This is a genomic window from Xanthomonas sp. AC360, assembly GCF_979258225.1.
On the sequence record NZ_OZ409846.1, the window covers coordinates 2176481 to 2193377 of the forward strand.

General features: G+C 65.0%; 7 protein-coding genes and 1 other RNA gene. 5 read left to right on the top strand and 3 right to left on the bottom strand.

The features are described 5' to 3' along the window. Positions 1-870: 870 nt before the first annotated feature. Positions 871-3750 (bottom strand): M16 family metallopeptidase, encoded by a 2880-nt coding sequence (locus tag ACZZ0O_RS09360; protein ID WP_463590624.1) that lies wholly within the window; start codon positions 3748-3750, stop codon positions 871-873. 519 nt (positions 3751-4269) lie between these two features. Here ACZZ0O_RS09360 and ACZZ0O_RS09365 point away from each other — a divergent pair. Next, positions 4270-4343, top strand: a non-coding RNA gene (locus ACZZ0O_RS09365) — sX9 sRNA. Positions 4344-4350: 7 nt separating this feature from the next. Then, positions 4351-7050 (top strand): PAS domain S-box protein, encoded by a 2700-nt coding sequence (locus ACZZ0O_RS09370; protein ID WP_463592431.1) that lies wholly within the window; start codon positions 4351-4353, stop codon positions 7048-7050. Positions 7051-7672: 622 nt separating this feature from the next. Here ACZZ0O_RS09370 and ACZZ0O_RS09375 read toward each other — a convergent pair. Next, positions 7673-9805 (bottom strand): methyl-accepting chemotaxis protein, encoded by a 2133-nt coding sequence (locus tag ACZZ0O_RS09375; RefSeq protein WP_463592432.1) that lies wholly within the window; start codon positions 9803-9805, stop codon positions 7673-7675. A gap of 359 nt (positions 9806-10164) precedes the next feature. Next, positions 10165-11622, bottom strand: coding sequence for a cellulase family glycosylhydrolase (locus tag ACZZ0O_RS09380; protein WP_115561200.1), 1458 nt, complete (start codon positions 11620-11622; stop codon positions 10165-10167). A 211-nt stretch (positions 11623-11833) separates the two neighbouring features. On the opposite strand from ACZZ0O_RS09380, the gene ACZZ0O_RS09385 reads away from it, so the two are divergent. The 3 genes from ACZZ0O_RS09385 (at position 11834) to ACZZ0O_RS09395 (ending at position 16349) form a co-directional block, all read left to right on the top strand. Further along, entirely contained in the window at positions 11834-13321 is a 1488-nt protein-coding gene (locus tag ACZZ0O_RS09385) for a SulP family inorganic anion transporter (RefSeq protein WP_463590625.1), read from the top strand. A gap of 246 nt (positions 13322-13567) precedes the next feature. After that, positions 13568-14548, top strand: a complete 981-nt coding sequence (locus ACZZ0O_RS09390) for a GGDEF domain-containing protein (protein ID WP_055850513.1) — start codon at positions 13568-13570, stop codon at positions 14546-14548. Positions 14549-14699: 151 nt separating this feature from the next. Continuing rightward, entirely contained in the window at positions 14700-16349 is a 1650-nt protein-coding gene (locus ACZZ0O_RS09395) for a M28 family metallopeptidase (RefSeq protein WP_055850516.1), read from the top strand. Positions 16350-16897 lie beyond the last annotated feature (548 nt).

Sequence of the window (16897 nt, forward strand, 5' to 3'; positions counted from 1 at the left end):
GTTCAGTTGTTGCTGCGGTCAACCGTCAATCAACGATCAATCGACCAATCAAACAACCGACCAGCGTGACGCGCGGAGTGCGGATCGGTGCGAGCGGCCTGTAGTGCCACCTGCCGATGGTTCAGTTGTTGCTGCTGCCAACCGTCAATCAACGATCAATCGACCAATTAAACAACCGACCAGCTGACCAACCAGCTGACCAACCAGCCGACTAACCAGCCGACTAACCAGTGAGTTTTAGCGTGAATAACGGACAGAGCCGACTGCGAACTGCGGGCCGACCAATCAATCGGCCATTCGAACAGCCGGGTAATCGGATAACCGGTTAACCAACATTCGATCCTCGATCCTCGGCCAATCGGCCAGTCCACAGCCGGTCAGCCAAACGCTCGACCACTCCAACCAGCGATCAATCCGCAACGTGCATTCGGTCAACCAAGCGGTCAACTTGCCGACCGACCGACCGACCGACCGACCGACCGATCAATCGACCGGCGTACCGACCAAGCAAACGAACAAACGAGCAACCGAATAACCGATCGGCGCATCACCCAAACCAACGCACACCCAGCAACGCGCCGCTGCCCTGCACCCACCTGCCTACGCATCGCAAGCAGGTGGGTGCAGGGCAGCCGCAAAAACTCAGCACTTGACCGGCTTGCCGTCGGTATCGAGCACGTGCACCTCGCCCAGCTTGCCTGCACCCACCTGCCTGCGCATCGCAAGCGGGTGGGTGGGTGCAGGGCATTAGCGAAACCTCAGCACTTGACCGGCTTGCCGTCGGTATCGAGCACATGCACCTCGCCCAGCTTGCCTGTACCCACCCGCCTACGCATCGCAAGCGGGTGAGTGCAGGGCATTAGCGAAACCTCAGCGCTTGACCGGCTTGCCGTCGGCGTCCAGCACTTGCACCTCGCCGAGCTTGAGCGCGCGCACCGGGGCTTCGATCTTCTTCAGGTCGCCCACGATCACCCAGGTCATCGCGTCGGGCTTGATGATCTGCGCGATGGCCTTCTGCGCGGCCGGCTGGTCGATCGCTTCCAGGCGCGGCTTGAGCGTCTGCACGTAGTCGTCGGGGCGGTCGAACTGCACGATGCCTTCGATCGCGCCGAGCACGGCGGTGGTGGTTTCGTAGCTGCCGGGCAGGGCGCGGATGCTCTGGTTCTTGATCTTTTCGATCTCCTCGCCGGTCAGCGGCTTGTCGCCGACGATGGCCCGGGCTTCCTTGAGGATCTCGTTGGCCGACTCGGCGGTCTTGTCGGTCTGCACCGGTGCGGAGAACAGATACGGCCGCTGGCCCTGCGCATCCATCAGACGAGTGCCGGCACCGTAGGCCCAACGCTTGTTCTCGCGCAGGTTCATGTTCAACCGCGAGGTGAAGGTGCCGCCGAACGCATCGTCGGCCACGCCGATGGCCAGGTTGTCCTGGGTCTTGGTCGACGGTGCCAGCAGGCCGGCCAGGATCACCGACTGCGGGGCATCCGGCCGGTTGATCAGGTACACACGCGGCTTGGGCTGCACGGCCACGTTGACCAGGTTCTTCTTCGGCAGCGGGCTGGCCGGGGCCTTCCAGTCGCCGAATGCGGCATCCAGCTGCGGGATGATCTGCGCCAGCGTGGTGTCGCCGGCGACCAGGATGCGCAGGTTGTCCGGGCGCAGCCACTGGCCGTGGAAGGCCTGCAGGTCCTTGGCATTGAGGCTCTTGATCGCCGCCTCGGTGCCGCTGCCGGTGAGCGGAATGCCGTACGGATGCTTGTCGCCGTACAGCAGCGGCGGCAGCGCACGCAGGCCCAGGCTGGTGGGCTTGGTCTTTTCCTGCGCGATGCCGGCCAGCCACTGGCCACGGATGCGTTCGATGTCCGACGGTTTGAATGCCGGGTTGCGCACGATGTCGGAGAACAATTGCAGCGACGGCTGCAGCTGGTCGTTGAGCGCATTGAGCGAGGCGCTGCAGCTATCCAGATCGCAGCCGACGCCGGTGATCGCGCCCAGGCGCTGCTTGCGCTGCGCCACTTCCACCGAATCCAGCGACGCGGTGCTCTCGTTCATCAGTGCGGCGCTGAAGCTGGCGGTGCCGAGCTTCTTGCCCTGGTCGGCGGCGTAACCGGCGTCGAACAGCAACTCGACCTGGGTGACCGGGATGGTGTGGCGCTCGGCCAGCACCACTTCGATGCCGTTCTTCAGCTTGCCGCGCTGCAGTTTGGGGAAGCTCAGGTCAGGGAACTGGGTGGTCTTGGGCACGCCGGTGCTGCGGTCCACGTTGGAAGCGGTGACCTTGTACTTGCCGGCGGCGGGCAGCTTGGGCGCCGGCTTGCCCGGTTCGGCGGCGCGTGCGACCACCGCCTTGTCTTCGGCAGCCGGGTCGAAGTCCTTGCTCGCCGGCAACACGGTGAGCAGATAGTCGCCCTTGCCGAACCAGGTGGCGGAGGCCTGCTTGACGCTGTCCACGGTGGCGGACTGGCCGCGCTGCAGATCTTTTTTGTAGGCACCCGGATCGCCGCGATAGACCTGGCCCTCGGCCAGGAGCACGGCCTTGCCGGTGAAGCCACCGACCTTTTCCAGCCCGCGCACGAAGCCGGCACGGTAGGCCACCTGCGCGCGCTGCAATTCGTCGGCAGTCGGGCCTTGTGCGATGAATTTCTTGAGTTCTTCGTCGATCACCGCCTCGACCTTGGCCGGGTCCACGCCGTCTTTGACGTCGGCCTGGATCTGCATCTGGCTGGACAGCGCAAACGGCTGCACCGAGGCAGAAACGTCATCGACCAACTTGTCCTGATAGACCAGGCGCTGATACAGCCGCGAGGTCTTGCCGCCGCCCAGCACGGTGGTGGCCAGGTCCAGCTGGATCATGTCGTCGGTGCCCAGCTGCGGCGCCGCCCAGGTGCGGTAGATGCGCGGCTGCGACACATGGTCGTGCTGCACGCCGCGCTTCTGCGCGGCCAGCGGCGTGACCCACGGCTGCTGACGCGCCACAGGCTTGCCGGATGGGATATCGCCGAAGTACTGCAGTGCCTTGGCGCGCGCCTGCGCCACGGTGATGTCGCCGGCCAGCACCAGGGTGGTGTTGGCGGCGCCGTAGTTGTCGTTGAACCACTGTTTGACGTCGCCCAGCGAGGCCGCGTCCAGATCTTCCATCGAGCCGATGGTGTCGTGCTGGTACGGGTGATTGGCCGGGAACAGGTTGGACAGGATGTTCTGGTCCACGCGGCCATAGGGGCGGTTCTCGCCCTGGCGCTTTTCGTTCTGCACCACGCCGCGCTGGGTGTCGAGTTCTTGCTGGCCGATGGCGCCGAGCAGGTGGCCCATGCGGTCCGATTCCAGCCACAGCGCGGTATCCAGCGCGGTGGTCGGCACGGTTTCGAAGTAGTTGGTGCGGTCGAACCAGGTGGTGCCGTTCATGTCGGTGGTGCCGACCTGTTCCAGCGGCGCAAAGAAGCTGCCCTTGTTGTTTTCCGAGCCGGAGAACATCAGATGCTCGAACAGATGCGCAAAGCCGGTCTTGCCGGCCGGCTCGTCGCCGGAACCGATGTGGTACCAGATGCTCACCGCCACCACCGGCGCCTTGTGGTCTTCATGCACCACCACGGTCAGGCCGTTGGGCAGGGTGAAGCGGGTATAGGCGATGTCCGGAATGGCGCTGCTGTCAGCTGTCTTGGACAGGCTGGCCGGGGCGGCGGCGACAGCGGGGGCAACGGTACCGGCGGCGACGCCGAGCACACCGGCGATCAACAGGGACAGCGGACGCAGCATGTGACACTCCAGAGCATGGTAATCGGCCGAGGGTAGTGGCTGCTTGGCGAGGCCGCAAATGCTGTTCGGCATGGGGGTGGTGGGCAGCGCTGGCGGGCTGCCGGAACGGCGGACATGGCGCCGGCTGGCCGTGTTGAGTTGAATGGGTGGCGTGAGATCGGGCGCGTGCAGGCCGCAGCGGGCAGCCGTCTGGCTCGGGGGTCGGGCAACGCTGGCCTCGCAGGTGCCACGGACAGCAAGGCCGCACGGTGAGTGGCTCGCCTGCGCCGTGTTGGCTTAGCGCTACCGGCACGCGGAAACCACGGGATCCGGCGTGGGCGCTACGACGGCTGGCGACTGAGCCCCACCACGCGTCCGTACGGACGTAAACCTACGACGCACGGCTGTAACGGCCAGGTGCACACGCCAGCTTGATCGTTTCGCCACTGCGGCCCTCTCCCACAGGCCGCCAAGGGTTTGGAGCAGCTAACAAGGCGATTGTGCAGCCGCCAGGCGCGTGCGGCCGGTGCGCGGTGCGGCATGTACCACGCGTACACGCTGGTTCTCAGCGCCACCTCAACACCCTGACGACTGCTCGTTACGTTTTGTTAGCCACTCTTAATCGGCCGCAAGCGGGCCCGGCTGGCTGCACTCAAGTTGATCCTCGCCTCGCCGTTACCTGGTGCGACCTACCTTGCCCAAACGCCGCCCGCCCATCACGCCATGACCGTTCTGTTGCCGCCCGTGCCGATTCCCGCCAACGACGCCTTGCGCGTGGACGCGGTTCGCCGGCTGGGGGTGTTGGACACCGAGGCCGAGGCCGAGTTCGACGACATCGCCTGGCTGGCGGCACATGTCAGCGGCGCCCCGATGGCACTGGTGTCACTGCTGGATGCCGACCGGCAATGGTTCAAGGCGCGCTGCGGCACCGACCTGGAGGGCACGCCGCGTAGCGTGTCGTTCTGCTCCTACGCGGTGATGGGCACCGAGTTGATGGAGGTCCCCGACGCCGAGGCCGACCCACGCTTCGTCAACAACCCGTTGGTGACCGCCGCACCCGGTGTGCGCTCCTACGTCGGGGTGCCACTGATCGGCCGCGAAGGCTATGCCTACGGCACCCTGTGCACGCTCAGCACCAAATCGCGCGTGCTCGACGAACATCAAAAACAGGCGCTGATCCGCCTCGCGCGGCAGGCGGTCAGCCAGCTGGAAGCGCGCCGCGATCGGCGCGATGCGCAGGCGCAGCGGCAGACGTTGAGCATGTTGCTGGAAGCCATGCCCGACGGCGTGGTGGCCTGCGGCACCGACGGCCTGCTGCGCGAGTTCAACAACGCCGCTAGGCAATGGCATGGCACCGACCTCCGCGTGCTGCCACCGGCGCAATGGGCGCAGCATTTCGATCTGTACAGCGCAGACGGCAACGCTCTGCTGCCCACCGAGGCCATCCCGCTGCTGCGTGCCTGGCGCGGCGAGCACGTGCGCAATGCCGAACTGGTGATCCGTGCCAACGGTCAGCCTCCGCGCAGCGTGCTATGCAATGCAGACCCGGTGGTCGGCGATAAGGGCACTGCGTTGGGCGCGGTGTGCGTGATGCACGACATCACCCAGCTCCGGGGTGCGTCGGCGGCCTTGTCTGCCGAGCGCGCGCGGTTGCAGGCGCTGGTGGATGCCTCGCAGGACGTGGCGATCATCGCCTTCGACCCGCAGGGGCGCATCGAGCTGTTCAATCCCGGTGCCGAACAACTGCTGGGCTACGCGGCCGACGAAGTGCTGGGCAGCTGCCCGTCGCGGTTCCATCTGCAGGCCGAGCTGGAGCGCCACATGGCCACGTTGGCGTTGTCGCCGCCGGCGTATGTGGAACTGGCTGCGGCCGCCGCCGGCAATGTGCTGACCGAAGAACTGTGGACGCTGGTGCGCAAGGACGGCGAGCTGCGCCGAGTGCGGCTGTGCTTCAACGTCATCCATGACGCGCAGCAAGGCCTGGCCGGGTATCTGGCGATGGCCATCGACGTCACTGCGGAGCTGCAGGCGCAGGCCGCCGCGCAGCTGGCCGCCGAACGCTTTACCGGCGCCTTCGAAACCGCACCGCAGGGCATGGCCATCGTCTCGCTGGAAGGCGCCTGGCGCGACGTCAATCCGTCCTTGTGCAGCATCCTCGGTTACCCGCGCGAGCAATTGCTGCGCACGACCTTCCAGCAGATCACCCACCCGGACGATCTGGAAATGGACCTGCAACTGGTGCAGGAACTCATCGCCGGCAAGCGCGATAGCTACAGCCTGGCCAAGCGTTACATCAGCCAGCAAGACGCGGTGATCTGGGCGCAGTTGTCGGTGTCGTTGGTGCGCGACGGCAGCGGTGCGCCGGTGCATTTTGTCTCGCAGATCCAGGACGTCACCGAGCGCCATGTCGCCGCCGAACGTCTGGCAGAAAGCGAAGCGCGGCTGCGCGCGATCAGCGATGCCACCCCAGCGCTGGTCAGCCAGTTCGATGCCAGCCAGCGCTGCTTGTTCGCCAATGAAGCGCACCGCGATTGGCTGGGCGTGGAGCCGGCCAGCCTGGTCGGCTCGCCGATCACGCATCTGCTCGGCGCGTCGCTCAGCGCGACCGCACGCACCGCATTGGCGCAGGTGGCCGACGGGCAACGCGCCAGTTTCGAGCATGTGTTGCATGTGGGTGGCAGCGCACGCGATGTGGAGATCACCCTGGTGCCGGAAACCCGACGCCTGCTGGGCGGTGCACAAGGGTTTTTCCTGATGGCGCAGGACGTCACCGCGCACAAGACATTGCACCGCCTGATGCACGAGCGTGCCACCCGCGATGCGCTGACTGGCCTGCCCAACCGCCATGCCTGGACCGAGGCATTGCAGACCGCCGTGCTGCAGGCGCATCGGTTGCAGCGCGCGGTGGCGGTAATGTTTCTGGATCTGGATGGCTTCAAACGCATCAACGACACCTACGGCCACCGTGCCGGCGATGCGGTGCTGGTGGAATTCGGCCATTGTCTGCAGCGCGCGGTGGAAGGCCGTTACCTGGTGGCGCGTCTGGCCGGCGACGAATTCGTGGTGTTGCTGGACAATCTGCAGACGCCCGACGCCGACTGCGCCCGGGTTGCCGAGCGCATCCGCCACGCAGCGTCCGCTGGTGCCTTGTTTGGCGAGCAGCGGCTGCCGATCCAACCCAGCATCGGCATCGCCTGGCAGCACGGCGACCAGGTTGAGGCGGCAAGCCTGATGCATGCCGCAGACAAAGCGATGTATGCCGCAAAGAATGCGCGCTGCAGCAAGGACGCAGCACTGAACGGCCGCGAGGCTGCGCGTTGAGGTAAACGGCAACCGCGGTTCCTTTATCGGCCGATGGGCACCCTCACCCCAACCCCTCTCCCCGGTGTGAGAGGGGCTTGAACAGCGAAGCGTGTTGCGCTGTTCCTTCTCCCCTCGGGAGAAGGTGCCCGAAGGGCGGGTGAGGGGGCGTCAGCGAAGCGTAACCGCAAGCCATCCCGGCTACCACGCGGCTTGCTTGACGTAGTGGCATTGCATTACACCGCGGCCTGCTCTAGGCGGTGGTGTCGCATCATTATTCGGCTAAACGAAGTGGTAGTGCTGCAGCACTACGCAGCCTGCTCGACGCGGTAGCCCTGCATTGACGCAGACTGCGCCGGAGTTGATCAGTTGAGTGCCGATGCCCATCTGATGATGTGACATGTATCGACCTCTGGGTTGATGATGCACTTGTGCTGATTGGCAATGCGCATCTTTGTTTGTCGACGTATATCGGCCGATGGGGCACCCTCACCCCAACCCCTCTCCCGGTGGGAGAGATGCTTGAACAGCGAAGCGTGTTGCGCTGTTCCTTCTCCCCTCGGGGGAAGGTGCCCGAAGGGCGGATGAGGTGGCGTTGCGCGAAGCGCACCCGCACACGCTATTCCACAAGCTATTTCGCTTGCTACGCCGCTTGCCCGACGCCAGGGCGCTGCATCGACACAGGCTGCGCCGGTGCCAGTTGGAACACGGCCACTGCGCGCGTTAGATCCGCTGCCTGATCTTCCAGGCTGCGCGCCGCCGCAGTGGCTTCTTCCACCAGCGCCGCGTTCTGCTGGGTCATCTCATCCAGCTGCATCACCGTGGTGCTGACCTGTTCGATCCCGGCGCTCTGCTCGGTGCTGGCGGCGGTGATCTCGGCCATGATCTCGGTCACGCGCTTCACCGAACTGACCACCTCGGTCATGGTGCTGCCGGCCTGCTGCACCAGCGCCGAGCCTTGCTCCACCTTTTCCACCGAGTCGGAAATCAGCTGTTTGATTTCCTTGGCCGCACCGGCCGAGCGCTGTGCCAATGCACGGACCTCGGTTGCGACCACTGCAAAGCCGCGGCCTTGTTCGCCGGCGCGCGCCGCTTCCACCGCAGCATTCAAGGCCAGGATATTGGTCTGGAAGGCGATGCCATCGATGACGCCGATGATGTCGGAAATGCGTGCCGACGATTGCGTGATCGCCTGCATGGTGGTGACCACTTGCTGCACCACGCGGCCGCCGCTTTCGGCGACATCGCCGGTGCCCTTGACCAGTTGATTGGCCTGGCGCGCGTTGTCTGCATTCTGGCGCACGGTGGAGGTCAGTTCTTCCATCGATGCTGCGGTTTCTTCCAGGTTTGCGGCCTGATGTTCGGTGCGCGTGGACAGGTCGGCGTTGCCGCTGGCGATTTCGCCGGCCGCGGTATTGATCATCTCGGCCGAATGCTGGATGCCCTGCACGATGCTGGTGAGCTGGATTGCGGTGCGGTTGGCGGCATTTGCCAAACGGCCGAAGGCACCTTCGTAATGCGATTCCACCCGCTGCGACAGATCGCCGTCGGCAATGGCGGCCATGATGCGGCCCACATCGTCCAGACCGGCATCGGCCTGCTGCATCAGACGGTTCAAGGCCTGCACCATTTCCGCAAACGCAAACTGATAGCGCGACTGCTCGCCGCGTGCGGAGAAATCGCCACGCGCGGCGGCATCGGCCAGACGCGCGATGTCGCTGTTGATCGCCGACAGGTTGCTTTTCACCGTATCCAGCGCTTCATGCAATGCCGCGCGCTGGCCGGGCAGGCGGCGCATGTCGCGGCGCAGATCGCCGCGGCCGTATTCGCTCATGACATCCATCGCCTCGTTGATGGCGTCCAGATGTTCGAACACCACCGTGTTCACGCCATGCGCCAGGCTGCCGTAATCGCCGGGGAAATCCTCCGGGATGCGGTGCGCGATGTTCTCGCCCTGCTGCAGGCGGATCATGGTCTGCATCTCGCCGTTGAAGCGCTGCAGCTGGTTCTGCATCTGCTGCATGCTGTGCATCAACTGCCCGGTTTCATCGCGCGATTCCACCCGGATGTCGTTGTCGAAGCGGCCCGAGGCAATCGCCTCGGCGGTGCGTGAGGCGGCGCGTAACGGTGCGGCCATCGCCGAGGCGATCAACCAGCACAGGCCGATCACCATCGCCACCAGAGCGCCGCCGATCAAGGTCAGCGTCCGCGTAAAGCCCCACGCCTGCACCTGGATGTCTTCGGCGTACACGCCCATCACCAGCACCCAGTTCCAGGCCGGAAACGTTTTGGCGTAGCTGATCTTGGGGAGCTGCTCTTTCTTGCCCGGCTTAGGCGCGTCGTAATAGCTGAAGCCATCGCCGCTGTCGATGGCGGTCTTGATGTCGCGATAGACGTACTGCCCGGCATCGCTCTTGTAATCGGACATGTCGGTGCCGACCGGGCGCTTGGGATGCATCAGGATGCGCATCTGCGGGTCGACGATAAAAAAGTAATCCACGCCATCGTTGGTGCGCATGTCGGCCAGCGTCGTGCGTGCCGCTTCTTTTGCCTGATCGACGTTGAGCTCGCCGGCTTTGACCTTGTCGGCGTAATGCTGCATCACCGTGAGGCCCATCTCGACCTCGGTCCTGACGCTGAGTTTGCGCGCCTCGACCAGATCCAGATATTGCAGACGCGCAGCGGCAACGGCCAGCAGGATCACGCCCACCGTCAACAGTGTGCACAACAGGACGAACTTGCGGGTCAGCGGGAGATTGGCAACATGGCGACGCAACAGGGAAACAACGGGCATGGCAACAGCATCCAGAACGCGCCGCGCAGGGCGCTATCTCATGGATAACGGCTGATTCACATGCGGGTTGAATACTGATTGCGGCAGCGTCTGCTTATAAAAACCGCAGCGCCCATGCAATGTAGGAGCGCACCTGGGCACGATGCGGCGTTACCCATGAGGCCTCATCGCGCCCAGGTGCGCTCCTACCAACGGCCTGCTGTCTTTAGACAGATCGCAGGCACCAGATATCGATCAACTTGCTTGATCGATCAATCGCGGCGTATCGCCATCTCCTGGACATCCAGGCGGACGGTCGCGCGATACGACGGCGGCCACGCAACGCGCGGCCGCCTTTCACATCAGCTTGCTGCGCAGAAGCCAAACTCGGCCGTTGCACCGGCGGCCAGGGTGCGGTTGAAATCCACACCGCTTGCGCGCAGGGTGCTGCCGCTCTGCGACCACACCACATTCCAGGCGTTGTTGACCGTGCCGGTCACCGGCACCGTCACTGACCAGGTGCCGCTGGCGGTACCGGTGTTGGTGACCTGCACGCGGTTGCACGCGCCGCCGCTCCAGCTGCTGTCCACGATGACCTTGGTGCTGAAGGTGCCAGTGCCCGGGGTCGGCGTGGGCGTAGGAGTCGGAGTGGGTGTCGGAGTCGGCGTGGGCGTGGGCGTTGGTGTAGGCGTCGGCGTGGTGCTGCCCACGGTGCCCCACAAGGTGCGCAGCAGCGTCATCTTGTCCTGGCGCACGGTGGTCCAGTCGTCGCGCAGGATGCCGCCGGTATCGCCGCTGTTGGGGTTCCACGACCAGTAGAAGCCTTCGTTGATGCCCTTGCTGCGCAGGTACTTCACCAGCGCGTCCTGCCACACCTTGTCGCGCGCATCGCCTTCGCCGTACTTGCCGCCGAACTCGCCCAGCAGCAGCGCGTACTTGCCGGCAAACTGGCCGAAATGACGGTCCCAGATGGCCGGCATGTTGTTGGGGAAGTTGCTGTCGTTGAAGTATGACTGCACATAGACGTCCGGGCCGTACACATGCGGTGCCAGCAGCAGACGGTTGGCCGGAATGTTCAACGGGGTGCAGGCCAGCGGCTGCAGGTTGCCGCCCCAGTAGATGCCGCCGTTGGTCGAGCACACCGGGTTATCGGTGATGCCTTCCACCGCGATGATCCACTTCGGCGCCACTGCCAGCACGGCGGCCGAACCGCGCTCGGCGGCCTTGTTCCAGTCGGTTGCGGCGTTGCCGGTGCCCCAGGTGGCGGCGCCGTGCGGCTCGTTCTTCAGATCCAGGCCGAGCACGTACGGCACGTTCTTGTAGCGGTTGGCCACAAAGCGCAGATCGGCCAGCCACTGCGCTTCGGTGTAGGAGCCGGTGTACCAGAGCTCGGAAATGCCGGCGCAATCGGGGGTGTGGTGATCCAGCAGCACGTACATGCCGCGCGCGTTGAATTCGTTGATCACCTTGTCGAGGATCTGCAGCGAGGTCAGGCCCTGCAGGTCGGCGTTGCGGCTGTAATCGATGCTGGTCGGCATGGTGTCGCTGCGCAGCGTGGCCGGGCAGAACGGCAGGCGCACGGCATTGAAGCCCAGGCCCTGCATCTGATTGATCATCTCTTTCCAGTTGCGCGCCCACAGGCCATGCATGACATGGTTGCCGGTTTCGAAGCCAAACACGTTGACGCCCTTGAGCTGCACCACCTTGCCGCTGTCGTCGACAACCCGGTTGTTGCTGATGGAATAGCTGAACGCCGGTGCGGCGGCCAAGGCCAGCGCGGTGGCCAGTGCGAGCGTACTTGCGGTCCTGAAAATGGACATGGTGATCTCCCTAGATAACCGAACTCGACACCCGAGCGCGGTGAGGGGGGCATCTTGGTCTGCGTCCGCGTCGCGCGGCGTGATCGCAGCCACAGAAAAGCGCATTGGCGCACAGATCACAGGTGGGCTGCGGGCGCGGTCGCTTTCCCGCACACTATCGTCGCTGCGCGCTGTCCGCAGGCTGTCCTTTTTGTCCCCGGAGTGTCCCCCAATGTCTTTCCTGCGTGCCGAACTGGCGCAATGGCGCGCTTCACCTGCGCGCGAACTGATGGCCGGTGCGGTAGCAACATTTGCCCTGATTCCCGAAGTGATTGCGTTCGCCTTCGTGGCGGGCGTCGACCCGCAAGTCGGCCTGTTCGCGTCCTTCGTTATCGGCATCGTGATTGCATTTTGCGGTGGCCGCCCGGCGATGATTTCTGCCGCGGCCGGATCGGTGGCGCTGGTGGCCGCACCGCTGGTGGCGGCGCACGGGCTGCCGTATCTGTTGGCGGCCGGGCTGCTGGCCGGCGCGGTGCAAATCCTGTTCGGGCTGCTGCGCTTGGGCGTGCTGATGCGTTTTGTCAGCAGCTCGGTCCGCACCGGGTTTGTCAATGCGCTGGCGGTGCTGATCTTCGCCGCACAGCTGCCGCATCTGCTTGGTGCCAACCTCACCAGCTGGGTGATGCTCGGTGTGGGCCTGGCGATCATCTACGGGCTGCCGCGCTTGCGCGTGCCCGGCCTGTCGGCGATTCCCTCGCCGCTGTTGTGCATCCTGCTGCTGACCATCGCCGGCAGCGCCCTGCACCTGCCGCTGAAGACCGTGGCCGATCTGGGCAAGCTGCCCAATGCGCTGCCGTTCCTGCAATGGCCGGCCGTGCCGATGACGCTGGAAACCCTGCGCATCATCGCGTTGCCGGCGTTGGCCATCGCCATGGTGGGTCTGCTCGAATCGATGATGACCGCGCGGGTGGTCGACGAACTAACCGATACCCCCAGCAACAAGAACCGCGAGTGCACCGGGCTGGGCATCGCCAACACCGCCGCCAGCCTGTTCGGCGGCATTGCCGGCTGCGGCATGATCGGCCAGACCGTTGGCAACGTGAAGTACGGCGGCCGTGGCCGGCTATCGACGTTGTTTGCCGGCGTGTTTCTGCTGATCCTGATGGTGTTGCTCAAGCCGTGGGTATCGCAGGTGCCGGTGGTGGCATTGGTGGCGATCATGGTGATGGTGTCGGCCGAGACCTTCGACTGGCGTTCGCTGCGCACCGTGGTCACCCACCCACGCACCTCCAGCGTGGTGATGTTGGCCACCGTGGCGGTGACCCTGGCCACCCACAATCTGGCTGCCGGCGTGGCGGTGGGCGTGGTGCTGAGTGGGGTGTTCTTTACCTTCAAGGTGGCCGGGCTGCTGCAGATCGCGCATAGCGATGGCGCAGATGGCGTGCGCACCTACAGCGTGCGCGGGCAGGTGTTCTTCGCCTCGGCCGATGTGTTCATCGACGCCTTCGACGCGCGCGAGGTGCCTGGCCGCGGCGTGGTGATCGACGTGAGTCGCGCGCATTTCTGGGACATCACCGCCGTGGCGGCGTTGGAAAAGGTGGTGCAGCGGCTGCGGCATCACGACCTGGACGTGCAGGTCAAGGGCCTGAATGCCGGCAGCCGCCGGCTGATGCAGCGGCACGCGCTGGGCGAAGACGCGCTGGAATCCGCGCTGCCCTGAGCATTCCAGGGCAGCCGTGCCTAGCGGTGTCGCGGGCGGGCGTGTCTGCTGCCCAGCGGCGGCTGGCCGCGCGCTGAGCCTTGGCGGCCGCCGACCTCAAGTTTGCGGCTGGGGCGCCGATGAACCGGCATCCTGATTGCCGGTCGTTGTCGTGAAGCCTGCGCATTGCCACTCCAGTTGTCCGCCAGCCCGCCGTGTCCGGCAAGGCGGGCCTGCGTCTGCGTCTGCGTACCGGCCGAGCCGCCAATGAGCGCCACGCCGTTGCTGGAACGGATGGTGGACATGACCGCCATCCGCGATGCCGATCTGCTCGATCTGAGCCTGTTGCGCACCATGCGCGAGCTCTGCACCGCCGAAGAGCTGTCGCTGCTGCGCATCGCCCCGGATGGCCGCACCATGGCCGAAACCCGCCTGCACGACGACGGCCGCTTGTCGTTAACGGTGGCTGAGCTCAAGGATGCGCAGATGCGCGCCCAGCTGGTCGACGTGCATGGCCCCGGCGATGTGGTGCACCTGCACCAGAATGGCCAGGCGCTATTGGTCTATCCGATGATGGAAGCGCGCGGTATCCGCACCTGCCTGCGGGTGGGCGGTGCACGCCCGCCCGGTGCCGCCGAACAGGCGATGCTGCAGGGCTTTGCACGCTTCTTCCAGAATTACCGCAGCCTGCTCGACGATGCGCAGCGCGACGCCTTGACCGGCCTGCGCAATCGCAAGACCTTCGACGATGTGATCCTGCGGCTGTTCGCAGGCGGGGCAGAGACGCCGGCAAACGAAAGCGTCTGGCTGGGCATCGTGGATATCGATCATTTCAAGCGTGTCAACGACACGTTCGGTCATCTGTATGGCGACGAAGTGCTGTTGCTGGTCGCGCAATTGATGCAGCGCGCGTTCCGTCAGGACGATCTGCTGTTCCGCTTCGGCGGCGAAGAATTCGTGATCGTGCTGCGTGGCGTGGAGCGCGATGTTGCGATCAGCCTGTTCGAGCGGTTTCGGCTTGCCGTTGCCGAGCATGTGTTCCCGCAGGTCGGGCAGGTCACGCTCAGCACCGGCATCGTGGAACTGACGCATGGGCGCCTGATCAGCCAGCAGCTGGACGAAGCGGACAAGGCGCTGTACTGGGCCAAGCAGCACGGCCGCAATCGCGCCGTGGTGTACGCCGAGCTGATCGCCAGCGGGCAATTGCTGCAGACCATGCAACAGACCGGCAGCGTGGACCTGTTTTAAGCGCGCGCCTCGCTCTCGCCCTACCGCGTGCAGGCGTGCCGACAGCTGGTCCGGCGCAGCGCGGCCATCGCAGGCGGCAATCCCGCGACATGCTGCCGCTTGCACGCGCGGGTGGCTACACTCCAGGGCTGTCTGATATCTGGGGTATGCAATGAAGCGACTCGCCGTGGGACTTTTGGCAATGGCGGTCTCGACCGCAGTGATGGCGCAGGCGCCGACGTTCGATGGCGCGCGCATCTCGCGCGACGTCAAGGAGCTGGCCTCCGATGCCTACGAAGGCCGCGGCCCGGCCACTGCCGGCGAAGAAAAAACCATCGCCTACCTGAGCAAGCAATTTGCCGACGCGGGCCTGCAGCCTGGCGGCGATCTCAAAGATGGCAAGCGCCTGTGGACCCAGGCGGTGCCGTTGCGCCGCGCCGATATCGTCGGTGCACCGACGCTTGCGCTGGCCAATGCCGGCAAGCTGCAGGCGCTGACGCAAGGCAAGGAGATCGCCATCCGCGCCGCGCTGGATGGTTCGTCCAAGGTCGACATCGCCAACGCACCACTGGTGTTCGTCGGCTATGGCGTCAAGGCGCCGGAGCGCGATTGGGACGACTTCAAGGGCGTGGATCTGAAGGGCAAGATCGCGGTGGTACTGATCAACGACCCCGACTTCGAAACCGGCAAGGGTGCCTTCGACGGCGCCGGCATGACCTATTACGGCCGCTGGACCTACAAGTACGAAGAGGGCGCACGGCAGGGCGCGCTCGGCGTGCTGGTGGTGCACGAAACCGCGCCGGCCTCCTATGGCTGGGACACCGTGGCCAGCTCCAACACCAACACCATGTTCGACGTGGTGCGCGACAACCCGCGCGCCGCGCATCCCACCGTGGAAGGCTGGATCCAGCGCGATCTGGCCACCGCGATGTTCAAGCGCGCCGGGCTGGATTTCGATGCGTTGAAGAAGCAGGCGCAGACCCGCGGCTTCAAGCCGGTCGAGCTCAAGGGCCAGGGCCTGAGCGCCAGCTACCAGGTCAAGTCCGACGTGATCACCTCGCACAACGTGGTGGCACGCCTGGAAGGCAGCAAACGCCCCGACGAGACGCTGATCTACAGCGCGCATTGGGACCATATCGGCGTGGGCAAGCCAGACGCGCGTGGCGACACCATCTTCAACGGTGCGCTGGATAACGCCAGCGGCACGGCGGCGTTGCTGGAACTGGCGCGCGGGTTTGCCAGCGGACCCAAGCCGGAGCGCTCGGTGGTATTTCTGGCCGTCACTGCCGAAGAAAAGGGCTTGCTGGGCTCGGAGTTCTACGCCTCCAAACCGCTGTATCCGCTGGACACCACGGTGGCGGTGATCAACATGGACGGCATGAACCCGTTCGTGCCTTCGCGCGATTTCGGCATCTATGGCACCGCAAAACTCGAGTTGCTCGATCAGCTCAAGACCGTGGCGGCACAATCCAAGCTGCGCTACACGCCCGACCCCAAGCCGCAGGCGGGCTATTTCTTCCGCTCAGATCATTTCTCCTTCGCCAAGCGTGGTGTGCCGGCGCTGTCGTATGCGGCCGGGCAGGATTGGGAAGTGGGCGGCATTGCCGCAGGCAAGGCGGCATCGGACGATTACACCGCCAAGCGCTATCACCAGCAAGGCGATGAGTGGAAGCCGGATTGGACCTTCGCCGGTGCCGCGCGCGATCTCGGCGTGCTGTACACGCTGGGCCAGCAGTTGGCCGATTCACGCCAGTGGCCGAACTGGAGCAGCGATTCGGAATTCCGCGCCACCCGCGATGCCAGCGAGGCCGCGCGCAAGTAAGCCATGTTGACGCGGCAGGGCAGGGGCGCGCGACCAAGCATCGCCGCTCCCATCCTTGCCGCAGTCGTCTTTCACGCGGCACGCAGAAGGCCGCGCTGCGGTGAATTTGTCGCACGCGATACCTGGCGTGGGGCAGGCCGCAGCGCAGCGCGAGATTGGATACGCAGCATCGTCGCAGCGCACTGCGCGTCATGGCTCCAGCGCAAACCGCAAGAGCGGCCGAACAACCGTCGCGCCGATGCCATGCAGTTCAAAGCGAGATCGCGCCACGCGGCATGATCTGCGCAGCACGTCGCTTCGATAGTCCGCTTCATCGCGTTTCCGGCATGCCCGACATCCTGCAACCGGTTGCACTGCTGTGTGCCACGGATGGCACAACGCTTGCATCAATAGCGGCCATTACGTGATTTGCAGGCAGTGACAGCACGCGCCCCAGACTGCAATCTGTTGGGGTTGCGTTCGGTCGTTACCGCGTAGTCTGCCGCGCGGTCTTCGTCGGGAGGGGCGAAGACTGCACGATGGCCTTCGTTTCCTTTAACGGTCGATTC